The sequence below is a fragment of the Pseudomonas sp. AC242 genome, from assembly GCF_979258655.1.
The window spans coordinates 5,313,215-5,335,229 of sequence record NZ_OZ409873.1; the positions used below are offsets into that span (position 1 = coordinate 5,313,215).

At 60.5% G+C, this 22,015-nt stretch carries 19 protein-coding genes; 4 read left to right on the top strand and 15 right to left on the bottom strand.

All coding sequences use genetic code 11. The annotated features are described in order from the left end of the window. Positions 1 to 18 precede the first annotated feature (18 nt). From ACZZ0A_RS23905 to ACZZ0A_RS23920, 4 genes are all read right to left on the bottom strand, one after another. On the bottom strand, positions 19 to 1,743 hold the full coding sequence (locus ACZZ0A_RS23905; protein ID WP_463543816.1) for a putative 2-aminoethylphosphonate ABC transporter permease subunit: 1,725 nt from the start codon (positions 1,741 to 1,743) through the stop codon (positions 19 to 21). Then, entirely contained in the window at positions 1,743 to 2,819 is a 1,077-nt protein-coding gene (locus ACZZ0A_RS23910; RefSeq protein ID WP_007912992.1) for a putative 2-aminoethylphosphonate ABC transporter ATP-binding protein, read from the bottom strand. Before ACZZ0A_RS23910 ends, ACZZ0A_RS23905 begins: the two co-directional genes overlap by 1 nt. 221 nt (positions 2,820 to 3,040) lie before the next feature. Continuing rightward, complete coding sequence (locus ACZZ0A_RS23915; RefSeq protein ID WP_064116303.1) at positions 3,041 to 3,904, bottom strand: LysR family transcriptional regulator; 864 nt, start codon at positions 3,902 to 3,904, stop codon at positions 3,041 to 3,043. Positions 3,905 to 3,920: 16 nt separating this feature from the next. Beyond that, the gene (locus tag ACZZ0A_RS23920) at positions 3,921 to 6,230 is read right to left on the bottom strand and encodes a heavy metal translocating P-type ATPase (protein ID WP_463543817.1); all 2,310 of its coding nucleotides are present in this window, start codon (positions 6,228 to 6,230) and stop codon (positions 3,921 to 3,923) included. Positions 6,231 to 6,314: 84 nt separating this feature from the next. Here ACZZ0A_RS23920 and cadR point away from each other — a divergent pair, with 84 nt between their 5' ends. Further along, on the top strand, positions 6,315 to 6,764 hold the full coding sequence (cadR, locus tag ACZZ0A_RS23925) for a Cd(II)/Pb(II)-responsive transcriptional regulator (RefSeq protein WP_007912999.1): 450 nt from the start codon (positions 6,315 to 6,317) through the stop codon (positions 6,762 to 6,764). A 118-nt stretch (positions 6,765 to 6,882) separates the two neighbouring features. Here cadR and ACZZ0A_RS23930 read toward each other — a convergent pair whose 3' ends face one another. From ACZZ0A_RS23930 to ACZZ0A_RS23940, 3 genes are all read right to left on the bottom strand, one after another. Beyond that, positions 6,883 to 7,854 carry a thymidylate synthase gene (locus ACZZ0A_RS23930; RefSeq protein WP_039757506.1) on the bottom strand — a complete coding sequence of 324 codons (972 nt, stop codon included), beginning with the start codon at positions 7,852 to 7,854 and terminating at the stop codon, positions 6,883 to 6,885. A gap of 50 nt (positions 7,855 to 7,904) precedes the next feature. After that, on the bottom strand, positions 7,905 to 8,720 hold the full coding sequence (gene lgt / locus ACZZ0A_RS23935; RefSeq protein ID WP_007913003.1) for a prolipoprotein diacylglyceryl transferase: 816 nt from the start codon (positions 8,718 to 8,720) through the stop codon (positions 7,905 to 7,907). Between the two features lie 79 nt (positions 8,721 to 8,799). Further along, positions 8,800 to 9,582: a sulfite exporter TauE/SafE family protein gene (locus ACZZ0A_RS23940; protein WP_007913005.1), complete on the bottom strand. Its 783-nt coding sequence runs from the start codon at positions 9,580 to 9,582 to the stop codon at positions 8,800 to 8,802. 132 nt (positions 9,583 to 9,714) lie between these two features. On the opposite strand from ACZZ0A_RS23940, the gene ACZZ0A_RS23945 reads away from it, so the two are divergent. Further along, positions 9,715 to 10,461: an NRDE family protein gene (locus ACZZ0A_RS23945; protein ID WP_463543818.1), complete on the top strand. Its 747-nt coding sequence runs from the start codon at positions 9,715 to 9,717 to the stop codon at positions 10,459 to 10,461. Positions 10,462 to 10,751: 290 nt separating this feature from the next. On the opposite strand, the gene ptsP is transcribed toward ACZZ0A_RS23945, so the two are convergent. Then, positions 10,752 to 13,031 (bottom strand): phosphoenolpyruvate--protein phosphotransferase, encoded by a 2,280-nt coding sequence (gene ptsP / locus ACZZ0A_RS23950; protein ID WP_007913900.1) that lies wholly within the window; start codon positions 13,029 to 13,031, stop codon positions 10,752 to 10,754. A gap of 22 nt (positions 13,032 to 13,053) precedes the next feature. Further along, the gene (locus tag ACZZ0A_RS23955) at positions 13,054 to 13,533 is read right to left on the bottom strand and encodes an RNA pyrophosphohydrolase (protein WP_003229203.1); all 480 of its coding nucleotides are present in this window, start codon (positions 13,531 to 13,533) and stop codon (positions 13,054 to 13,056) included. 143 nt (positions 13,534 to 13,676) lie between these two features. Here ACZZ0A_RS23955 and ACZZ0A_RS23960 point away from each other — a divergent pair, with 143 nt between their 5' ends. Further along, positions 13,677 to 14,333, top strand: coding sequence for a histidinol-phosphatase (locus ACZZ0A_RS23960; RefSeq protein ID WP_095112821.1), 657 nt, complete (start codon positions 13,677 to 13,679; stop codon positions 14,331 to 14,333). 120 nt (positions 14,334 to 14,453) lie between these two features. Here the strand turns inward: ACZZ0A_RS23960 and ACZZ0A_RS23965 are convergent, their stop codons facing one another. Together ACZZ0A_RS23965 and ilvA are read right to left on the bottom strand one after the other, a co-directional pair. Further along, positions 14,454 to 14,867 (bottom strand): DUF2269 family protein, encoded by a 414-nt coding sequence (locus ACZZ0A_RS23965; RefSeq protein ID WP_123376156.1) that lies wholly within the window; start codon positions 14,865 to 14,867, stop codon positions 14,454 to 14,456. Between the two features lie 40 nt (positions 14,868 to 14,907). Beyond that, positions 14,908 to 16,422: a threonine ammonia-lyase, biosynthetic gene (ilvA, locus tag ACZZ0A_RS23970; protein WP_123376155.1), complete on the bottom strand. Its 1,515-nt coding sequence runs from the start codon at positions 16,420 to 16,422 to the stop codon at positions 14,908 to 14,910. A 147-nt stretch (positions 16,423 to 16,569) separates the two neighbouring features. On the opposite strand from ilvA, the gene rpiA reads away from it, so the two are divergent. Beyond that, on the top strand, positions 16,570 to 17,244 hold the full coding sequence (rpiA, locus tag ACZZ0A_RS23975; RefSeq protein ID WP_007913886.1) for a ribose-5-phosphate isomerase RpiA: 675 nt from the start codon (positions 16,570 to 16,572) through the stop codon (positions 17,242 to 17,244). Between the two features lie 147 nt (positions 17,245 to 17,391). Here the strand turns inward: rpiA and ACZZ0A_RS23980 are convergent, their stop codons facing one another. From ACZZ0A_RS23980 to ACZZ0A_RS23995, 4 genes are all read right to left on the bottom strand, one after another. Further along, entirely contained in the window at positions 17,392 to 18,309 is a 918-nt protein-coding gene (locus ACZZ0A_RS23980) for an SdiA-regulated domain-containing protein (protein WP_463543819.1), read from the bottom strand. Between the two features lie 242 nt (positions 18,310 to 18,551). Then, positions 18,552 to 19,475 carry an SdiA-regulated domain-containing protein gene (locus tag ACZZ0A_RS23985; protein WP_463543820.1) on the bottom strand — a complete coding sequence of 308 codons (924 nt, stop codon included), beginning with the start codon at positions 19,473 to 19,475 and terminating at the stop codon, positions 18,552 to 18,554. Between the two features lie 258 nt (positions 19,476 to 19,733). Next, positions 19,734 to 20,399: a fumarylacetoacetate hydrolase family protein gene (locus ACZZ0A_RS23990; protein ID WP_007913879.1), complete on the bottom strand. Its 666-nt coding sequence runs from the start codon at positions 20,397 to 20,399 to the stop codon at positions 19,734 to 19,736. Between the two features lie 41 nt (positions 20,400 to 20,440). Beyond that, on the bottom strand, positions 20,441 to 21,835 hold the full coding sequence (locus ACZZ0A_RS23995; RefSeq protein ID WP_223027651.1) for an FAD-binding oxidoreductase: 1,395 nt from the start codon (positions 21,833 to 21,835) through the stop codon (positions 20,441 to 20,443). Positions 21,836 to 22,015 lie beyond the last annotated feature (180 nt).

Sequence of the window (22,015 nt, forward strand, 5' to 3'; positions counted from 1 at the left end):
AGTTGAACGGGGTTGGAATCAGTGACCGGGCGCGGTTTGCCGCCAGGCTTGAGAACGGCGCAGCAAGCCGCGCGAAGCCCACGCCAGCAGCAAGGACACACCCGCCGAGGTGAACAGAATCAGGGTCGACATCGCCGCCGCGCCGCCGACGTTGCCGGCGTCATCCATGTTCAGCACCGCCACCGCCGCGAGGATGGTGTCGGGGCTGTAGAGGAAGATCGCCGCGGAAACGGTGGTCATCGCCGAGACGAACAGGTAGCGCACAATGTCGAGCAGCGCCGGCAGGCAGATCGGCACGGTGACACGCAGGTAATGCCGATACAGCGGCGCCTTCAGCGACAGTGCAGCCGCTTCGAACTCGGCGTCGAGTTGGCGCAACGCGGTGGTTGCAGTCATTTGTGCAGTGGTCAGGTAGTGCGCAATGGTGCAGACGATCAGCAGCGTCATCGTCCCGTACAGCACGTGCAGCGGGTTGCCAGTGAGGTTGAAGAAGAAGACGTAACCCAAGCCGAGCACCAGCCCCGGCACCGCCATCGGCACAAAACTGAGCATGCGCAACGCCAGGTTGAGGCCGCGTTGGCTGCGGGTTTTCTCCATCAGGTAAGCGCCGGTAAAGATCAGCACGCTGCCGATCAGTGCCGTGCCCAACGCCATTTTCAAACTGTTGCTGTAGGCCAGCCAGCCACCGCCAGCGGTTTCGTTGAACTGGTAATGATTGAGCGACAGCGAAAGGTTGTACGGCCAGAACTTTACCAAGGAGGAGAACACCGCCATGCCGAACACCAGAATCAACGCGGCGCTGATCAGCAAGACAATCGCCAGATAGCAGCCATCGCGCAACTTCGACGGCGCCGGTTTGAACACCTGAGCGCGACCGCTCATGGAATCGCCGTGACGCCGACGCAACCAGGCATCGACACCGAAGCTGAACAGCGCCGGCAGCAACAGCACCATGCCGATCAACGCGCCGCGACCGAATTGTTGTTGGCCGACCACGGCTTTGTAGGCCTCCAGCGCCAGCACTTGATAGTCGCCACCGACCACCACCGGCACACCGAAATCGGTGATGGTCAGGGTAAACACCAGACAGAACGCGGCAAACACAGCCTGACGCGTCGCTGGCCAGGTGATGCTGCGAAACGCCTTGGCCGGACTGGCGCCCATGCTCGACGCCGCATCGAACAGTCGCGCATCGGCCAGCGACAACGCCGAGAGCAAAATCATCAACGCATGGGGAAAGGTGTAAATCACCTCACCCAGCACAATCCCCCAGAACCCGTAGATGTTGTCCGAGAGCAGCCCGCGCAACATGCCCTGGTTGCCGAACAGATAGACCAGCGCAATGCCCGGCAACATCGACGGCGCCATCAGCGGCAGCAGGGAAATCCCGCGCCAGATGCCCTTGGCCGGAATCATCGTGCGTTGCAAGGCGTAGGCAAACAGGTAAGCCAGCGGTACAACGATGGCCGCGACGCTGAGGGACACTTTCAGGCTGTTGCCGAGCAGCCAGTGGAAATTCTCGCTGGTCACCAACTCCTTCGCCGCGACCCAGCCACCGCCCTGCCCGGCCTCACTGCTGAAGCCACGCCAGAAGATCGCCAGCAACGGCAGCAATACCGCGACGCCGAGTAACAGCAGCAAGAGCACTTTGCCGCCGACGACAAAAATGCGATCGCCGATCTCGGCTTTCGAAGTCTGGCGCATCTGCTTGTGCGGTAGCGGCAGCGCGAGGTTGCTGTTCATCAGGCAAACACCTGCAGGCTGCGCGGCGGCAAGGCGACCATGATTTGCTGGGCGCCGAGGCGCGGCATGGCTTCCGGGGCGAGTTCGGCGAGCAAGGCGTGGCCGGGCAACTGATCGAGTTCGAAGCTCATGCGGCAGCGATTGCCGAGAAAGGTGATCTCGCGGACTTTGGCCGGGAACAGGTTTTCTTCGTGCACCGGTGGATTGACGTTGATCGCTTCCGGGCGGCAAAACAAACGGCCCGAGGCGCGCTGAATGCTGCCGTCGCTGAGGCGCAGATTCATCCCGCCGACCTGCGCGTGAGTGTCGCTGCTGCGTTGGAACGGCAACCAGTTGCCTTGGCCGACAAACTCGGCCACGAACGGCGTGGCCGGGCGGTTGTAGATTTCCTGCGGGGTGGCGTACTGCTCGACGCGGCCGTTGTTCATCACGGCGATACGGTCGGCCATCAGCATGGCTTCGTCCTGATTGTGCGTGACCATCAGTGTGGTGATGCCGAGGTTGCGCTGCAGTTGGCGCAGTTCAGTACACAGATGCTCGCGGACGCGGGCGTCGAGGGCCGACATCGGTTCGTCGAGCAACAGCAGCGACGGTGCCGGCGCCAAGGCCCGAGCTAGAGCAACGCGCTGTTGCTGGCCGCCGGACAACTGGCCGGGGTACTTTTTCTCGCTGCCGGTGAGGCCGACCAGTTCCAGCATCTGCCCGACGCGGCGGCGCACTTCATCGCGACCGCTGCCGGCGAGGCCGTAGGCAATGTTCGCTTCGACCGTCAGATTGGGGAACAGCGCGTAAGACTGGAACAGAATCCCGTAGTCGCGGGCTTGTGGGGCGAGATGCGAGACGTCGCGGTCACCGAGGTACAGCTCGCCGCTGTCCTGCTTCTCCAGACCGGCGATGCAGCGCAGCAAGGTGGTTTTGCCGCAGCCCGACGGGCCGAGCAGGCACACCAGTTCACCGGCGGCGACGTCGAGGGAGACGTTATCCAGTGCGGTGAACGCGCCGAAGCGTTTCTGCACGCCGCGCACTTTCATGGGTGCGCCGGGGTTGGTCAGGGCAGTTGCGATGGCAGGATTCATGGACAGACCTCATCAAGCAGATGGGGCCAATCCTAGAGTTGTAATGCGTCCGTCATGTGGCAGTGAGGCAAAAACGGCCGATAGTGGTATTCGGGGATTTTGGTTCACCAGAGATCGTTCCCACGCTCTGCGTGGGAATGCCTCATCGGACGCTCCGCGTTCGGCTGTTGGGACGCAGAGCGTCCCGGGCTGCATTCCCACGCGGAGCGTGGGAACGATCATTACGCGGGGGACATTTCCTGGGCCAAGCCGAGGAACGCCGCCGGCAACCGCGCGCCCTTGCGCTCCTTCAGGCAATACAGATACTCAGGAATCTGCGGCGCATTCTCGATCGTCAGCACGCGCAACTGCGGATCATGCGGCACTTCCTGCCGGGCAATAATGCTGATGCCGATATTGCGCAACACCGCCTCACGAATCGACTCACGGCTGCCGATCTCCAGTAACGGCCCGAAGCTCACCCCGGCACTCGCCAGCAACTCTTCCGTCAGCCGCCGCGTCGTCGAACCCGACTCACGCATCAACAAGGTATGCCCGGCCAGTGCGCTCAACGCCACATGCTCCTGCGCCGCCAGCGGATGATTGCGATGCACCGCCAGTACCAGCGGATCAGTGCCAAGCACCCGCCGAATCAACCGCGCGTCATCGAGCAATTGCGACGACGCAGCGATGTCCACCCGGTAATCCTCCAGCGCTTCGAGCACCTGCTGCGAATTACCGATTTCCACCGATACTTCCACTTGCGGCAAGCGCTCGCGGAAGGTTTTCACCAGATCGAGGATGTAATACGGCGCCGTAGCGGCAATCCGTAACGTGCCCTGCACCTGACCGCTGTTGCGCAGGAAAAACTCGATGTCGGCTTCCTGCTGCAACAGCGTCTTGACCATCGGCAGCAGCCGCGCGCCTTCATCACTGACGCTTAACCGCCGACCACCACGGTAGAACAGCTCCACCGAATACTGACTTTCCAGATTGCGGATCTGCGTGGTCACGGTCGGTTGGCTGAGGCCGAGTTTTTTCGCCGCCAGCGTAATGCTGCCCAGGCGGGCGACCATGTAAAACGCTTTCAGCTCGGCACTCAGCACAACCATCCCTCATCGTTTATTTGCGCAGCAGGCGCAAACCGTTGAACACCACCAACAGGCTCACGCCCATGTCAGCGAACACCGCCATCCACATGGTGGCGAGCCCAGCGAAGGTTACCGCAAGAAAGACAGCCTTGATCACTAGCGCCAGGGCGATGTTCTGTTTCAGGATGCTCGCGGTGTTGCGCGACAGGCTGATGAACGCCGGGATCTTGCGCAGATCGTCGTCCATCAGGGCGACATCGGCGGTTTCAATCGCGGTGTCGGTGCCGGCAGCGGCCATGGCGAAACCGATCTCGGCGCGGGCCAGTGCCGGGGCATCGTTGATGCCGTCGCCGACCATGCCGACCCGATGACCTTTACCGTAAAGCTCCTCGATGGCTTGCAGTTTGTCGGTCGGCAGCAAGTCGCCACGGGCCTCGTCGATGCCAACCTGCGCGGCAATCGCTTGGGCGGTGTGAACGTTGTCGCCGGTGAGCATCAGGGTTTTCACCCCGAGTTCGTGGAGCTGACGGATTGCTTCGCGACTGGTTTCCTTGACGGTATCCGCCACCGCGAACAGTGCCAGCGGGCCGGAATTGTCGAGCAGCAGCACCACCGATTTGCCTTGTTTCTCCAGTGCGAAGAGTTTCTCTTCCAGCGCTGGCGAGCACAGGCCCAACTCTTCGACCAGACGATGGTTGCCCAAATGATAGGTCTGACCGTTAATGTCGCCTTTGACGCCACGCCCGCCAAGCGCTTCGAAGTTATCCACAATCAGCGCTGCGAAGTTTTTATCCACAGCAGCGTTGGCGATGGCCAGCGACACCGGGTGATCGGAACGGCCGGCCAACGCCGCGGCGATTGAAGGTGCGGTGGCATCGGCGGTCGGATCAAGGGACAGGTAATCGGTTTGCACCGGTTTGCCATGGGTGATCGTGCCGGTTTTATCCAGCGCCAGATAATCGAGCTTGAAACCGCCCTCCAGGTACACGCCGCCCTTGACCAGAATGCCTTTGCGCGCCGCTGCCGCGAGGCCGCTGACGATGGTCACCGGGGTGGAAATCACCAGAGCGCATGGGCAGGCGACCACCAGCAACACCAGCGCGCGGTAGATCCAGTCGAACCACACCGCGCCCATGAACAGCGGCGGAATGATCGCCACGGCCAAGGCAAACACGAACACCACGGGCGTGTAGATTTTCGAGAACTGATCGACGAAGCGCTGGGTCGGGGCGCGCGCACCTTGGGCCTGTTCGACGGCGTGGATGATGCGCGCCAGGGTCGAGTTGTTCGCCGCTGCGGTCACCGTGTATTCCAGCGAACCGGCCTGGTTGATGGTGCCGGCGAAAACTTTGTCGCCGACGGTTTTCTCGACCGGCAGGCTCTCACCGGTGATCGGCGCCTGGTCGATGGTCGAACTGCCGCTGACCACTTCACCGTCCAGCGCAATGCGCTCGCCGGGCTTTACCCGTACGCGGGCGCCGAGTTCGACGCTTTTCACATCCTGCTCAATCCAGCTGCCGTCAGCCTGCAACACCGTGGCTTGCTCCGGCGTCATCTGCATCAGACCACTGATCGCGTTGCGCGCACGGTCCAGCGAGCGCGCTTCGATCAGCTCGGCGACGGTGAACAGGAACATCACCATCGCCGCTTCCGGCCACTGGCCGATGAGGATGGCACCGGTCACAGCAATGCTCATCAGCGCGTTGATGTTGAGGTTGCGGTTCTTCAGGGCGATCCAGCCCTTTTTATAAGTGCTCAGACCACCGCTGAGGATCGACACCAGCGCGATGATCGCCACCACCCAGGTCGGTGCGGCGCTGGTGAAGTGGATGACTTCAGCGGCCAGCGCACCGACACCGGACAGCGCCAGCGGCCACCAGTGTTTTTTCACCGGTGCCGGGGCTGGCGCTTCGACGCCCGCCTCCAGCGGTTCGGCGTGCATGCCGAGGGATTTGATCGCTTCGGTGATGGGCTCGGTGCCCGGCAGGTTATGGGTCACGCCGAGTACGCGGTTGATCAGATTGAATTCGAGCTGCTGCACGCCGGCGAGTTTGCCGAGTTTATTCTGAATCAGTGTCTGCTCGGTCGGGCAGTCCATCGCCTCGATACGGAAACTGCTCAGCCGCGCGTCGGCGCTGGTTTTCTCGCTCAGTTGCACCAACGCAGGCGCGGCAGCTGTCGACGAGCAGCAGGAATCTTCGTGCGCATGAACCGGTGCCGGTGCTGCGACTTTCGACCCACAGCAGGCATCGCCGCCATGTGAATGCTGATGCACAGGCTGCAATTTATGACTGTGGTCGTGGCCGTCGCCGGGTTTGTGGGTGTGCTGGGAATCGCTCATTGGTCGCGTCCATGAAGGTGCCTGTTGCCAAGTAAAGACCCTGTAGCCACTATAGGGTCAAGCACCCTTTTGGAGATTGTCGTCATGAAGATCGGAGAACTGGCCAAACTCACCGACTGCGCCGTGGAAACCATCCGCTACTACGAGCGCGAAAACCTCCTGCCGGAACCGGCGCGCAGCGACGGCAACTACCGCGTCTACACCCAGGCCCACGCCGAACGCCTGACGTTCATCCGCAACTGCCGCACCCTCGACATGACCCTCGAAGAAATCCGCAGCCTGCTCGCCTTGCGCGACAGCCCGCAGGATCAGTGTGAGAGCGTCAATGCGTTGATCGACGAGCATATCCAGCATGTGAAGGCGCGGATTGATGGGTTGCTGGCGTTGCAGACACAGTTGCTCGACCTGCGCCAACGCTGTGGCGAAGGGCCGATGGCCGATCAATGCGGGATTTTGCAGCGGCTGGAAGTGAGTGGCGGGGTTGTCGCGACGGAAGTGGAACACTCCCACGTAGGCCGCAGCCACGGCCATTGACGTTGGCGCTCGTTCCCATGCTCCGCGTGGGAATGCCGCCATGGACGCTCCGCGTCCTAAGTGACGCGGAGCGTCACGGGATTCATTCCCACGCAGAGCGTGGGAACGATCCTGCTGACTAGACCGCCATTGGCGCGGTCATTGGCGCGTGATGCTCATAGCCTTCCAGCGAGAAATCGCTCGGCTCGACCAGCTCCAACCATTCCGGCTGATACACGCCAGTCTTGGCAAACTCCGGCACGCGGTCGGAGATTTTCAGTTTCGGCATGGCGAATGGCTCGCGCTTGAGCTGTTCGTTGAGCATGTCCAGATGGTTCTCGTAGACGTGTGCATCACCGATGAAATAGGTGAACCAGCGCGGCGTGTAACCGGTCAGGCGACCGATCAGGCTCAGCAGCGCGGCGCCTTCGGTGAGATTGAACGGTGTGCCCAGGCCCAGATCGTTGGAGCGGATGTAGAGGGTCAGAGAAATCTCTTTGGTCTCGACATTCGGGTGGAACTGGTACAGCAGATGGCACGGCGGCAGGGCCATTTCATCCAGCTGAGCGACGTTCCAGCCGTGGAACAGGATGCGGCGGCTGCCTGGATCCTTGATGATCGTGTCGACGCACTGGCGCACCTGGTCGATGGCTTTGTACAACACCACGTAGGCTTGGCCGTCTTCTTCGCCCTGAGCGATCTGCTTGTAGCCGTTGGCCAGGGTTTGTTCGATGGCGGCGGTGTTGCTCAGCGGGATCTGCTTGTACGCCGGCCATTTGCGCCATTGCACGCCGTAGATTTCGCCGAGGTCGTCGTCACCCTGACGGAACGGGTTGGCCAGCCACTGCGCGTTTTCGTTGGCGTTCTGGTCCCAGACCTTGCAGCCCAGCGCCCGGAATTCGGCGGCGTTGTTGACGCCACGGAGAAAACCGCACATCTCGCCGATGGCCGATTTGAAGGCCATCTTGCGCGTGGTGATCGCCGGAAAACCTTCCTGCAGATCGAAGCGCAGCATCGCCCCCGGAAAACTGATGGTGTTGATGCCGGTGCGGTTGGCCTGTTTGGTGCCGTTCTGGATAACGTGCGAGACCAGTTCGAGATATTGCTTCATGAGTTACCTGTGTCCTTTGAGCCCCGGCGTCGCGCGCCGGGGTTCGTAGTTTAAGCCGTCGGCGCGAGCGGTGCTGCCGGCGCGCGACGATAGGCCAGCCAGATCAGGAACAGCCCGCCGACGATCATCGGCACGCAGAGCACCTGGCCCATGGTCAGCCAGTTCCAGGCCAGATAGCCCAGTTGTGCATCCGGCACGCGAACGAATTCGACGATAAAACGGAAGATGCCGTAGAACAGCGCGAACATGCCGGAAACGGCCATGGTCGGACGCGGTTTGCGCGAGAAAATCCACAGAATCAGGAACAGCGCGACGCCTTCGAGCGCGAACTGATACAGCTGCGACGGGTGACGCGGCAGTTGCGCCGGATCGCTGAATGGCGGGAAGACCATGGCCCACGGCACGTCGGTGGCCTTGCCCCACAACTCGGCGTTGATGAAGTTACCGATGCGCCCGGCGCCCAGACCGATCGGCACCATTGGCGCGACGAAGTCCATCAACTGGAAGAACGACTTGCCGTTGCGCTTGCCGAACCACAACGCAGCCAGCATCACACCGATGAACCCGCCGTGGAACGACATGCCGCCCTTCCACACTTCGAAAATCAGTGTCGGGTTGGCCAGGTAGGCGCTCAGATCGTAGAACAGCACATAGCCCAGGCGCCCGCCGACGATCACGCCCATCGACATCCAGAAGACCATGTCGGAGAGTTTCTCCTTGGTCCAGGTCGGGTCGAAACGGTTGAGCCGGCGCGACGCCAGCAGCCACGCACCGCCGATGCCGATCAGGTACATCAGACCGTACCAGTGGATTTTCAGCGGACCGATGGCCAGGGCCACCGGGTCGATCTGCGGGTAAGGCAGCATTGCGACTCCTCGTTAGAGTTGAAACCAAAATTCCCGGGCGACGCTGCCACCTCAGGATTAAGCCAGGATTGCGACGCGATTAAAGCAGGAAGCTCACGCCCACGCTGAACAGCAAAGCGGCGAACAGCCGTTTCAGCAAGCGCGGCGATAAGCGATGCGCCAAACGCGCGCCGATGCGGGCGAAGATCATGCTGGTCAGGGCAATGCCCAACAACGCCGGCAAATACACAAAACCGAGACTATGGGCCGGCAACAACGGATCGTGCCACCCCAGAATCATGAAACTTAATGCACTGACCAAGGCGATCGGCAGGCCGCAGGCCGACGAGGTCGCCACCGCTTGCTGCATCGGCACACTGCGCCAGGTCAGGAACGGCACGGTCAGCGAGCCGCCACCGACGCCGAAAATCGCCGAGGCCCAGCCAATCACACTGCCGGCCACGGTCAGACCGAGTTTACCCGGCACCGTTCGGCTGGCCTTGGGTTTGATGTCCAGTGCCAGTTGCACCGAGATGATCAAGGCGAAAACGCCGATGATCTTTTGCAGGTGCGGGCCGGAGATCGCTTCTGCAGTCAATGCGCCGAAGCCTGCACCGAGCAGGATGCCGACAGCCATCCACATGAAGATCGGCCAGCGCACTGCGCCTCGTCGATGATGCTCACGCACGGCGTTGACCGAGGTGAAGATGATCGTCGCCAGCGAAGTGCCGACCGCCAGATGCGTGAGGATCGACTGATCAAAGCCCTGCAAGGTGAAACTGAACACCAGCACCGGGACAATGATGATCCCGCCGCCAACCCCGAACAGCCCGGCCAGCACGCCCGCACAGGCGCCCAGCGCCAGATAGAGCAGAAATTCCATGACCGTCTCCCCAGACCGCATCCGCAAAACCGGAGCGGCATGGTAACGGATGCACACCCTTTGGCTCCACTGGCGATGGATGCACGGACGCGGGATGCGTAGAGTGAGCAAAAAACACACAAGGACCACCTTATGTGCCTGATTGTTTTCGCCTGGCGCCCGGGCCATGCCCAGCCGCTGATCGTCGCGGCCAACCGCGACGAATTCTACGCCCGGCCGAGCCTGCCTCTGGCGCAGTGGACGGAGGCGCCGCATGTGCATGCCGGACGTGATCTGGAGGCCGGCGGAACCTGGCTGGGGATTGGTGCTAACGGACGCTTTGCTGCGCTGACCAATATTCGCGATCCGCAGCAGCCAACGGCACGCAAGTCGCGGGGTGAGCTGGTGGCGCGGTTTCTGACTGGCGATGCGTCGATTGATGATTATTTGAACGAAGTGGTCGGGCATTCGGCGGAATATGCCGGGTTCAATCTGCTGCTCGGCAATAGTCATGAGCTGTGGCATTTCAATGCGCGGCTGTCGGAGCCGGTGATGCTGGAATCGGGCGTCTACGGGGTATCCAATGCCGGGCTGGACACGCCGTGGCCGAAGTTGCTCAAGGCCAAGGCTGGGTTGAGTGCGGTGCTGGATGATCCGCAACCGCAGCACTTGCTCGATTTGCTAAGCGATGCCCAGACCGCGCCGGAAGCGGAATTGCCGGATACCGGGGTGGGTCTGGCCACTGAAACATTGCTGTCGAGTGTGTTTATTGCCAGCCAGAGCTATGGAACGCGGGCGAGTACGGCGTTGATCGTGCAGGCGGATGGGACGCGACGGATAGTCGAGCGGAGTTTTGGGCCGTATGGCGGGCATTTGGGCGAAGTGGAGATAACAGCTTAAGAGCAGACCCTCACCCCAGCCCTCTCCCAAAGGGAGAGGGGGCCGACCGAGGTGTCTTGAGCCGTACATCGACCTGAAAGTCCGAGTCGATTATGGATTCATCACAGCACCTTCTAGTCCGTGTGAATCGATTATGGATTCAACACAGCACCTTCTTGTCCGTGTGATTCGATTATGGATTCAACACAGCACTTTCAGGTCGGCGTACCTCTGCAGCATCCCCCAATCAGTCCCCTCTCCCCCCGGGAGAGGGATAGGCGGGCGGCGTTCCGATGAGGGGCTTTTGATCTTCAGAGGGCTTTGACCACCGCCGGCGGATGCATCTTCGACAACCCAAGGTTCTTCAGCGCCAATTGCAGCGAGCTGTGGATAACTTGCGGGTTATCAATGGTCATCAGCTCCGCCAACAACTCCTGAGCCTTGCTCAGATTGACCTGACGCAACATCCACTTCACCTTCGGCAAGTTGGTGGCGTTCATCGACAAACTGTCGAACCCCATCGCCATCAACAGCACCGCCGCCGCCGGATCACCGGCCATTTCGCCGCAGATACTCACCGGTTTGCCTTCGGCATGGGCATCGCGTACCACGGTTTGCAGGGCTTGCAGTACTGCCGGATGCAGGTAATCGTAAAGATCGGCCACACGCGGGTTGTTACGGTCGACCGCCAGCAAATACTGAGTCAAGTCGTTGGAGCCGACGGACAGGAAGTCGACCATCCGCGCCAGTTCCTTGGTCTGGTACACCGCTGCCGGAATCTCGATCATCACGCCAATCGGCGGCATCGGCACATCGGTGCCTTCGTCGCGTACTTCGCCCCAGGCGCGGTGGATCAGGTGCAGGGCTTCTTCGAGTTCGTGAGTGCCGGAGATCATCGGCAGCAGAATCCGCAGGTTGTTCAGGCCTTCGCTGGCCTTGAGCATCGCGCGGGTCTGCACCAGGAAGATTTCCGGGTGGTCGAGGGTGACGCGAATACCGCGCCAGCCGAGGAACGGGTTGTCTTCCTTGATCGGGAAGTACGACAGCGACTTGTCACCGCCGATGTCGAGGCTGCGCATGGTCACCGGTTGCGGGTGGAACGCGGCGAGCTGCTCGCGGTAGATCGCCAGTTGTTCCTTCTCGCTCGGGAAGCGCTGGTTGATCATGAACGGCACTTCGGTGCGGTACAGGCCGACACCTTCGGCGCCACGCTTCTGCGCCCGCGCCACATCGGCGAGCAAACCGGTGTTGACCCACAGCGGCATGCGGTGACCGTCGAGGGTCACGCATGGCAAGTCACGCAGGGTGTCGAGGCCCAGCGCCAGTTGTTTCTCTTCTTCGACGACTTCAGCGAACTGCTTGCGCAGCACTTCGCTCGGGTTGGTGTAGACCTCGCCGCGTGTGCCGTCGACGATCATTTCGATGCCGTCGACCTTGGCATACGGCAGGTCGACCAGACCCATCACCGTCGGAATGCCCATGGCCCGGGCCAGGATCGCCACGTGGGAGTTACCCGAACCGAGTACCGAGACCAGACCGACCAGCGTGCCTTCCGGCACCTCGCCGAGCATCGCCGGCGTCAGTTCTTCGCTGACCAGAATGGTTTTTTCCGGGTAGACCAGATTCTGCTGACGCTCTTCCTGCAAATAGGCGAGCAGGCGGCGACCGAGGTCTTTGACGTCCGAGGCACGCTCACGCAGGTAGGCGTCGTCCATCAGTTCGAAACGGTTGACGTGCTCAGTGACCACCTGGCGCAGCGCGCCCTGGGCCCACTGGCCGGTCTTGATCACTGTGGTGATTTCGCTGCCCAGCGAGGCATCGTCGAGCATCATCAGGTAGACGTCGAACAGCGCGCGCTCTTCCGGGCGCAGTTGCGTCGCCAGCTTGGCGGACAACGCGCGCATGTCGGCGCGCACGCCTTCGATGGCGGTCTTGAACAGCGCCAGCTCGGCGTTGATGTCGGTGATGGTCTTGTCCGGCACCACGTCCAGATCGGCCGGCGGCAGCATGACCACCGCCGTACCGACCGCCGCACCCGGCGAACCCGGCACGCCGACGAACTTGGCTTCCTGAATGCCTTTGCCCTGACGGCCCAGACCACGGATCGAACCGGTGGCCTCGGCGTGGGCGATAACGCCGGCAAGCTGCGCGCTCATGGTCACGAGGAAGGCTTCTTCACCTTCGTCGAACTGGCGGCGTTCTTTTTGCTGGATGACCAACACGCCGACGACGCGGCGGTGGTGAATGATCGGTGCACCGAGGAACGAAGCGTAACGCTCTTCACCGGTTTCGGCGAAGTAGCGGTAGCGCGGGTGATCCGCAGCGTTTTCGAGGTTCAGGGGTTCTTCACGCGTGCCGACCAGACCGACCAGACCTTCGTTGGGTGCCATGCTGACCTTGCCGATCGAGCGCTTGTTCAAGCCCTCGGTGGCCATCAGGACGAAGCGGTTGGTCTCGGGATCAAGCAGGTAGACCGAGCAGACCTGGCTGCCCATGGCCTCTTTGACGCGCAACACAATAATCCCCAACGCCGCCTTGAGATCCTTGGCGGAGTTAACTTCCTGGACGATCTTGCGCAGCGTATTGAGCATGGCTCGGGGTCGAACTCCGTCGTCAGTCGCGCGCTAAAAGGCGCGGGGCAAGCTCTTTGAGGGCGCGGCGATACACCTCGCGCTTGAATGTCACCACCTGGCCCAACGGATACCAATAGCTGACCCAGCGCCAGCCATCGAACTCCGGTTTACCGGTCAAATCCATCCGCACCCGCTGCTCGTTGGAGATCAGGCGCAGGAGAAACCATTTCTGTTTCTGGCCGATGCACAGCGGTTGGCTGTGCGTACGCACCAGACGTTGCGGCAAACGATAGCGCAACCAGCCCCGAGTACAGGCCAGTATTTCAACATCTTCACGTTCCAGGCCAACTTCTTCGTTCAGCTCGCGGTACAAGGCGTCTTCCGGCGTCTCTTCAGGGTTGATTCCCCCTTGCGGAAACTGCCAGGCATCTTGATTGATACGGCGAGCCCATAGCACCTGGCCGGCGTCATTCGTCAGAATGATCCCGACATTGGGGCGGAAACCATCGGGGTCGATCACGGCAACAACCTCGCAAACGCATGTCGCCGCATTGTTCCACAAAGGTTGATAAGGCGGCAACGAGGCTTCCTACCTTATGTGCACTCTTGTGAAAAGACCGTATTCTTGTCGCCTTTTTACAGACTTATCAGCGGGTAACTGCAATGCGCCTGGCTCTATTCGATTTGGACAACACCCTTCTGGGCGGCGACAGCGATCACGCCTGGGGCGACTATCTGTGTGAACGCGGCTTCCTCGACCCGATTGCGTACAAGGCTCGCAACGACGAGTTCTATCAGGATTACCTGGCCGGCAAACTGGATAACGCCGCGTACCTGAACTTCTGCCTGGAGATCCTCGGCCGCACCGAAATGGCCGTGCTCGATCAATGGCACAACGATTACATGCGCGACTGCATCGAACCGATCATCTTGCCCAAGGCGCTGGAACTGCTGAAAAAGCACCGCGATGCTGGCGACAAACTGGTGATCATCACCGCGACCAACCGCTTCGTCACCGCGCCGATTGCAGTGCGCCTGGGCGTTGAAACCCTGATCGCAACCGAGTGTGAAATGGTTGATGGCCGTTATAGCGGGCGCAGCATCGACATTCCGTGCTTTCGCGAAGGCAAGGTGACGCGGCTGAATCGTTGGCTGGAAGAGACCGGATATTCTCTGGATGACAGCTATTTCTATAGCGATTCGATGAATGATTTGCCGTTGCTGGAGCAGGTGGCGAATCCGGTTGCTGTCGATCCGGATCCGAATCTGCGCGCCGAAGCAGAGAAGCGTGGCTGGCCGGTGATTAGTCTGCGCGGCTAATTACGCCATCGCTGGCAAGCCAGCTCCCACAGGTTTTTCGGCTGTCCACAATATCCGTGTTCACTGAAGATCCCTGTGGGAGCTGGCTTGCCAGCGATTGGCTCGACTCGGTATATAGCCTTAAACAGGCTTGGCCCCCATCAACCCCGCAATGGCGAGAAACCCAACGCCGCTGACAATCGCCAGCGCCAACGTGAATTTCCAGTTACCAACCCCGCTAGTCCACAGCCGATTAAGCCGCACCAACAGCCACACTGCACTGAACGTGGCCACGGCATAGATCACGCTGGACCCCAGAATCCAGAACTGCCCCAGTGGCCAGCCGATCAGATGTACCAACCACCAGCCGGTGAAAGGCATGCTCAGCATACCGATCAGCATCAAACACCAGATAAACAGCCAGGGCCGCTGCATCGTGCTGGCCGGCCCTTCGCTGCGATTACGCCAGGAAAGAGCAGCGAGCCCCAACCCGCTGGCGAGGATCACCACGGTCGCCGCGACATGAAGGACTTTCAGGGTGGTCAGGGTTTCCATGAATTTCTCTTCCTTGGGCCATGCCCATCAGCGTAGCCGCTCAGCCAAGAAACAGCTGATAGGCCGGGTTGTCGCTTTCATCCCAGTACGGGTAGCCGATTTCCTCAAGCGCCGCCGGCACCAGATGACGCTCGTCGTGCGGCACTTGCAGGCCCGCGACCACCCGGCCATCGGCAGCGCCGTGGTTGCGGTAATGGAACATCGAAATGTTCCAGCGCCCACCGAGTTTATTAAGGAAGTTGAACAGCGCACCCGGACGCTCCGGGAACTCGAAGCGGAACACCACTTCATCAATCACATGCGCCGCGTGACCGCCGACCATGTGGCGGATGTGCAGCTTGGCCAGTTCGTTGTCAGTCAGGTCGAGCACCGGGAAACCCTGCTCGGCCAAGCTCGCCAGCAATGCGCTGCGCGGGTCGTTTTCCGGGTGAGTCTGCACACCAACGAAGATGTGCGCTTCGCTGCCGGTGTTGTAGCGGTAGTTGAATTCGGTGATCTGGCGCTTGCCGATGGCTTCGCAGAACGCCTTGAAGCTGCCGGCCTTCTCGGGGATGGTCACGGCGATGATCGCTTCACGGCCCTCGCCCAGTTCGGCGCGCTCGGCAACGTGACGCAGGCGGTCGAAGTTGACATTGGCACCGGAGTCGATGGCGACGAAGGTCTGGCCGCTGACACCGCGTTGCTCGACGTACTTCTTGATCCCGGCCACGCCCAACGCGCCGGCAGGTTCGGTGATCGAGCGGGTATCGTCGTAGATATCTTTAATTGCTGCACAGATCTCGTCGGTGCTGACAGTAATCACTTCATCGACATAGTCTTTGCAGATGTCGAAGGTGTGCTGACCGATCTGCGCCACGGCCACGCCGTCGGCAAAGATGCCCACGGTCGGCAGCACCACGCGCTCGCCGGCAGCCATCGCCGCTTGTAGGCAGTTGGAGTCGTCCGGCTCGACGCCGATGACTTTGATGTCCGGGCGCAGGTATTTCACGTACGCGGCGATACCGGCGATCAAACCACCGCCACCGACCGGAACGAAAATCGCGTCCAGCGGCTGCGGGTGCTGGCGCAGAATTTCCATCGCCACGGTGCCCTGCCCGGCAATGGTGTGCGGATCGTCATACGGGTGGATGTAGACGTAGCCTTTTTCGTCGACCAGTTTCAGCGAGTAGGCCAGCGCTTCCGGAAACGAATCGCCGTGCAGCACGACTTTGCCGCCGCGCGAGCGCACGCCTTCGACTTTGATCTCGGGGGTGGTCTTGGGCATGACGATGGTGGCCTTGACGCCCAGCACTTTCGCCGCCAGGGCCAGACCCTGCGCATGATTGCCCGCCGACGCGGTGACCACGCCACGCGCGCGCTCTTCATCGCTCAGTTGCGTCAGTTTGTTGTAGGCGCCGCGAATCTTGAACGAGAACACCGGCTGCAAGTCTTCACGCTTGAGCCAAATGTCGTTGCCCAGCCGCTCGGAGAGCTGGCGAGCGTTTTGCAGCGGGGTTTCTACGGCAACGTCATAAACGCGCGAGGTGAGGATCTTTTTGACGTACTGTTCGAGCATCGGAAAGCATCACTGAGCGGTTGAGCGGGACCGAGGAGTCTAACCCGGCTTTTGCCCGCACGACCACACGAATCCAGAGGTTTTAGCCACGCTTGCGGCTATAATGCCGGCCTTTCCGTTCTCTCCTTGCCCGCTTCCGGAGCCCGCATGACCCAGGATCAACTCAAACAGGCAGTGGCTCAGGCCGCCGTCGACTTCATCCTTCCGAAACTCGACGACAAGAGCATCGTCGGGGTCGGCACCGGCTCCACCGCCAACTGCTTCATCGACGCTCTGGCCCAGCACAAGGGCGCGTTCGATGGCGCGGTTGCCAGTTCCGAAGCCACTGCCGCGCGTCTGAAGGGCCACGGGATTCCAGTGTATGAGCTGAACACCGTCAGCGACCTGGAGTTCTACGTCGATGGCGCCGATGAAAGCGACGCCCACCTGAACCTGATCAAGGGCGGCGGCGCGGCCCTGACCCGCGAGAAGATCGTCGCGGCCGTGGCCAAGACCTTCATCTGCATCGCCGACGCCAGCAAACTGGTGCCGGTGCTGGGCGAATTCCCGCTGCCAGTCGAAGTGATCCCGATGGCCCGCAGCCACGTCGCCCGCCAATTGGTGAAACTGGGCGGCGACCCGGTGTACCGCGAAGGCGTTTTGACCGACAACGGCAACATCATTCTGGATGTGTTCAACCTGCAGATCACCAACCCGGTGGAGCTGGAAGCGCAGATCAATGCGATTGTCGGCGTGGTCACCAACGGCCTGTTCGCGGCGCGTCCGGCGGATCTGCTGTTGCTGGGTACTAGCGAAGGCGTGAAAACCCTCAAGGCTGAGTAAATCCAGTCATCCACACATCTGTGGGCAGACGGATAAACCTGTAGGAGTGAGCCTGCTCGCGATAGCGGTGTGTCAGTTGAGATAAATGTCGACTGACACACCGCTATCGCGAGCAGGCTCACTCCTACAATGGTTCTGTGGTGTTGGTTAGTTCGGTGTTGGTTTTTTGAAGACGTAAAACAGATTCGGCTCACTCACCAGATACAACGTCCCGTCATCATCCATCGCAATGCCTTCCGCCTGCGGTACGGTTTTCTTCAAACCCTGCCGCCCGCCACTGATGGACATCGTGCTCAACGGCCGCCCGCCGACATCCAGCTCCAGAATCAGCCGCGACTCATCCGACAGTGCCAGCAAATGCCCGCTGCGCTCGTCGTACTGCAAACTCGACAGATCGCGCACAAACATCCCGGCGTCACGCTTGGGATCGTTGATCACATGCACCGCGTAGGACTTCTCCGGATTGAAGTGCGGAAAACCGTGCACTTCGTAGATCAGCATCGGGTTACGCTCTTTCGCGACAAATAAGCGCTTGCCTACCGAGTCATACGCCAGGCCTTCAAAACCTTTGTTGCTGGCCATATGCACGCCGAGGGTCATCTGCTCGGCGTCCGCCGCGTCGAGGAATGTGGTGTCTGCCTCCAGGTGAATCTTGATCAGCCGCTGCTGGCGCTCGTCGGTGATCACATAGGTGTCGGCGCTGATGTACTCGACGGCTTCCGGGTCGCCAAAACCAATCAGTGCGATACGCCGCAGGATCTGGCCTTCGAGCGACAGTTCGACCAGTTCGGAATTCTTGTTGGTCACGGTGAACAGGCTTTTGCGCACCGGATCGAAGGTCAGCGCCGAGACATCGTCGTCCAGCCCTTCAATCACCCGCGCCTCAATCTCCACGCGATACTGATCCAGCCCAATCGACTCGCTACTCTGCGGTTGCCACAGTGTGTGCAAGTTAAACCAGGCGCGCTCGAACAGGCGCATGTATTGGCCGATCGCAATCAACGCGATCAGGGCAATCACCGACAGGAAAATAATCAGAGGCTTGGGGCGGGCAAGTCGACGCATTCGGATGAGCTCGGGATCAAAACAGGCGGATGAAATATCACGCCCGTCTGAACTGAAGCTTAATGGCCACTTGCCTCAAACCACAAGCTAACCCCTGTAGGAGCTGCCGCAGGCTGCGATCTGATCGTTCCCACGCTCTGCGTGGGAACGCAGCCGGGGACGCTCTGCGTCCCACAGTCAAAAGATCGTCCGAACGCGGCCCGAACCTTCGGCAGCTCCTACATTGGAATCGGTAAAGGCTGCTATTTCTGTTTTTCGAAGCGATAGAACAGGTTCGGCTCGCTGACCATGTAAAGCGTACCCGCCTCGTCCATGGTCACGCCTTCGGCGCGGGGGATAGTGTTCTTCAGGCCATTGAAGCCGCCAAGCAGCGTCATGAAGCTGACCTGTTCGCCCTTCTCGTCCAGCTCCAGCAGCAGGTGTGAATCGGCAGACAGCACCAGGGTGTGCTGGGTGCGCGGGTCAATCGCCAAGGCCGAGAGGTTGCGAATATCCAGTTCATCACTGACGAGTTTCTGCTTGTCGCCCTTGAGGGTCTGGCTGCCATCGCTTTTCCAGGTGAACAGCGCTGGCGGGCGCTCCTCGCCCAACAGTATTTGTTTGTTATGCGCATCCCAGGTAATGGCTTCGAAGGCTTTGTTCTGGTCTTTCGACGGGCCGAGGTCGTATTTCGGGAAGTCGGCGATGTTCAATTCGCGGGTGTCGCCGTCGACTTTGACGATCGACAGCATGTGCTGGCGCTCGTCGACGATGGCCATCAGGCCGTTTTCCATCATCGTCAGGCCTTCCGGATTGCTCCAGCCCACCAGCGGCATCTTGCGCAGCACATCACCTTGCAAGGTCAGCTCGGCGAGAAACGGGTTCTTGCCCATCACCGAGAACAGCGTTTTGGTCTGCGGGTTGTATGCCAGATCCGAAGCCTCGTCCTTCTCCATCCCCTTGAGCGGCTTGGCATCTATCACCACTCGATAGTCCGGCAGCCAGATGCTTTCCTTCTGCTCGGCCTGGCTTTCGAAGCTTTCCTGCAGCCAGAGCACCCCGCGATCATCCCAATGCATGGCAAACGCCAAGGCATAAGCGGCGGCAACCACCAGCAAGAGCCAGACATACCAGCGCAGGGAGAAACGTGAGCGGCGGGTGGGTTTGAGCTGAGTTTGAGATGACATCGATGGACGCGTTCCGAAAATTCAGGCTATGGGTAATAGCACAAAGAGGCCGGCTCAGACGCCAGAATGAGAGGAATTATCCGTACAGGATGTGAAAAAAACGGCAAATGGCGGGATTGCCCTGCGCCATTGTGGGAGAGATCACAAAACCCTGTAGGAGTGAGCCTGCTCGCGATGGCGTCAGGTCAGTCGAAACAATCGTTGACTGACAGACCGCTATCGCGAGCAGGCTCACTCCTGCAAGGGGACCGCGTTAAATCAGCGCACGCTGCTGGTGAAGCTGCTCGCGCCGACCAGCTCGAGGACGATGTCGTCGCCCACGTTCAGCGGGCCAACACCCACCGGCGTACCGGTGAGGATCACATCACCGGCCTGCAGCGAGAAGCAGCCGGCCATGTGCTGGATCATCGGCACGATCGGATTGAGCATCGCACTGCTGTTGCCGTCCTGGCGGACTTCGCCGTTGATGGTCAGACGAATGCCGATGTCAGTCAGGTCAGCAAATGTGCTGCCGACCACGAACGGTGCAAGCACCGCCGCGCCGTCGAACGACTTGGCGATTTCCCACGGCAGGCCCTTGGCTTTCAGCTCGGCCTGCTTGTCGCGCAGGGTCAGATCCAGCGCCGGGGCGAAACCGGAAATGGCGTCGAGCACTTCTTCACGGCTCGGTTTGGTCGACAACGGCTTGCCGATCAACACGGCGATTTCCGCTTCGTAGTGCACCGAACCGCGCTCGGTCGGAATGGCGAAACCGCCTTCCAGCTCGACCACGCAACTGCCCGGTTTGATGAACAGTAACGGCTCGGTAGGCACCGGGTTGTCCAGTTCCTTGGCGTGTTCGGCGTAATTACGGCCAATGCACACGACTTTCCCGATCGGGAAGTGGATGCGCGTGCCGTCGACGTACTGGTGCTGATAGCTCATTTACCGACTCCTGCCTTCATTGATTCATCAAAGATTGCCGATCAAACCGCAAAAATCTTGCCCGGGTTCATGATGCCGTTCGGGTCGAACACCGCTTTTACCGCTTTCATGTACTCGATCTCGACCGGGGAACGGCTGTAGGTCAAGTAATCGCGCTTGGTCATGCCCACGCCATGTTCAGCGGAAATCGAACCGTTGTACTTCTCGACGGTTTCGAACACCCACTTGTTGACGGTCGCGCACTTGGCGAAGAACTCGTCCTTGCTCACGTTATCCGGCTTGAGAATGTTCAAGTGCAGGTTGCCGTCGCCGATGTGGCCGAACCAGACGATTTCGAAGTCCGGATAGTGTTCGCCGACGATCGCGTCGATTTCCTTGAGAAATGCCGGCACTTTCGACACGGTGACCGAGATGTCGTTCTTGTACGGCGTCCAGTGCGAGATGGTTTCGGAGATGTATTCGCGCAGTTTCCACAAGTTCTGCAACTGCGTTTCGCTCTGGCTCATCACGCCGTCCAGCACCCAGCCCTGCTCGACGCAATGCTCGAAGGTTTCCAGTGCACTGTTGGCCACTTCTTCGGTGGTCGCTTCGAATTCCAGCAGTGCGTAGAACGGGCAATCGGTTTCGAAAGGTGCCGGCACGTCACCACGGCCCATGACTTTGGCCAGAGCCTTGTCGGAGAAGAATTCGAACGCGGTCAGGTCAAGCTTGCCCTGGAAGGCGTGCAGCACCGGCATGATCGAGTCGAAATCAGCGGTGCCGAGGACCATCGCGGTGAGGTTTTTCGGCGCACGATCGAGGCGCATGGTCGCTTCGACGACAAAACCGAGGGTGCCTTCAGCACCGATAAACAGCTGACGCAAGTCGTAGCCGGTGGCGTTCTTGATCAGGTCTTTGTTCAGTTCCAGCACATCACCCTTGCCGGTGACCACCTTCATGCCGGCGACCCAGTTGCGGGTCATGCCGTAGCGAATCACCTTGATCCCGCCGGCATTGGTGCCGATATTGCCGCCAATCTGGCTGGAACCTGCCGAAGCGAAATCGACCGGGTAGTACAAGCCTTTCTCTTCGGCGACGTTCTGCAAATGCTCGGTGACCACGCCCGGCTGACAAACGGCGGTGCGGTCGGTGAGGTTCACGTCGAGAATCTGATTCATGTAGTCGAACGACACGACCACTTCGCCATTCGCCGCCACGGCAGCGGCGGAAAGCCCGGTGCGCCCGCCCGATGGCACCAGTGCGACCTTGTGCGAGTTGGCCCAACGGACCACCGCCTGCACCTGCTCAATGGTCTTGGGAAACACAATGGCGCTTGGCGCCGGGGCGAAGTGTTTGGTCCAATCCTTGCCGTACGCATTCAGGGAGTCGGCGTCGGTCAGGACCTTGCCAGGCTCGACCAGGGTCTTCAGTTCATCAATCAGGGCAGGATTGGTCATCGACAGAACTCTCGAACAATTCATGGTCATCCTGAGAACGCTTCACGTCGCAGGAATGAGTGTTTAGCGGGGAGGCTATGCTAGCATATCGACCCCGCAGGACAGCGCCCAAGGCCAGATCCGCGGAGACGACTTTCTTGTCGTCCGGGTCAGCGTCTGTTGACCATTTCCTGCCATTTT

Excerpts from the sequence above, each read along its gene's own strand:
- ACZZ0A_RS23905 (WP_463543816.1), bottom strand. The coding sequence starts at position 1,743 with ATGAACAGCAACCTCGCGCTGCCGCTACCGCACAAGCAGATGCGCCAG.
- ACZZ0A_RS23910 (WP_007912992.1), bottom strand. The coding sequence starts at position 2,819 with ATGAATCCTGCCATCGCAACTGCCCTGACCAACCCCGGCGCACCCATG.
- ACZZ0A_RS23920 (WP_463543817.1), bottom strand. The coding sequence starts at position 6,230 with ATGAGCGATTCCCAGCACACCCACAAACCCGGCGACGGCCACGACCAC.
- cadR (WP_007912999.1), top strand. The coding sequence starts at position 6,315 with ATGAAGATCGGAGAACTGGCCAAACTCACCGACTGCGCCGTGGAAACC.
- ACZZ0A_RS23930 (WP_039757506.1), bottom strand. The coding sequence starts at position 7,854 with ATGAAGCAATATCTCGAACTGGTCTCGCACGTTATCCAGAACGGCACC.
- lgt (WP_007913003.1), bottom strand. The coding sequence starts at position 8,720 with ATGCTGCCTTACCCGCAGATCGACCCGGTGGCCCTGGCCATCGGTCCG.
- ACZZ0A_RS23940 (WP_007913005.1), bottom strand. The coding sequence starts at position 9,582 with ATGGAATTTCTGCTCTATCTGGCGCTGGGCGCCTGTGCGGGCGTGCTG.
- ACZZ0A_RS23945 (WP_463543818.1), top strand. The coding sequence starts at position 9,715 with ATGTGCCTGATTGTTTTCGCCTGGCGCCCGGGCCATGCCCAGCCGCTG.
- ptsP (WP_007913900.1), bottom strand. The coding sequence starts at position 13,031 with ATGCTCAATACGCTGCGCAAGATCGTCCAGGAAGTTAACTCCGCCAAG.
- ACZZ0A_RS23960 (WP_095112821.1), top strand. The coding sequence starts at position 13,677 with ATGCGCCTGGCTCTATTCGATTTGGACAACACCCTTCTGGGCGGCGAC.
- ACZZ0A_RS23965 (WP_123376156.1), bottom strand. The coding sequence starts at position 14,867 with ATGGAAACCCTGACCACCCTGAAAGTCCTTCATGTCGCGGCGACCGTG.
- ilvA (WP_123376155.1), bottom strand. The coding sequence starts at position 16,422 with ATGCTCGAACAGTACGTCAAAAAGATCCTCACCTCGCGCGTTTATGAC.
- rpiA (WP_007913886.1), top strand. The coding sequence starts at position 16,570 with ATGACCCAGGATCAACTCAAACAGGCAGTGGCTCAGGCCGCCGTCGAC.
- ACZZ0A_RS23980 (WP_463543819.1), bottom strand. The coding sequence starts at position 18,309 with ATGCGTCGACTTGCCCGCCCCAAGCCTCTGATTATTTTCCTGTCGGTG.
- ACZZ0A_RS23985 (WP_463543820.1), bottom strand. The coding sequence starts at position 19,475 with ATGTCATCTCAAACTCAGCTCAAACCCACCCGCCGCTCACGTTTCTCC.
- ACZZ0A_RS23990 (WP_007913879.1), bottom strand. The coding sequence starts at position 20,399 with ATGAGCTATCAGCACCAGTACGTCGACGGCACGCGCATCCACTTCCCG.
- ACZZ0A_RS23995 (WP_223027651.1), bottom strand. The coding sequence starts at position 21,835 with ATGACCAATCCTGCCCTGATTGATGAACTGAAGACCCTGGTCGAGCCT.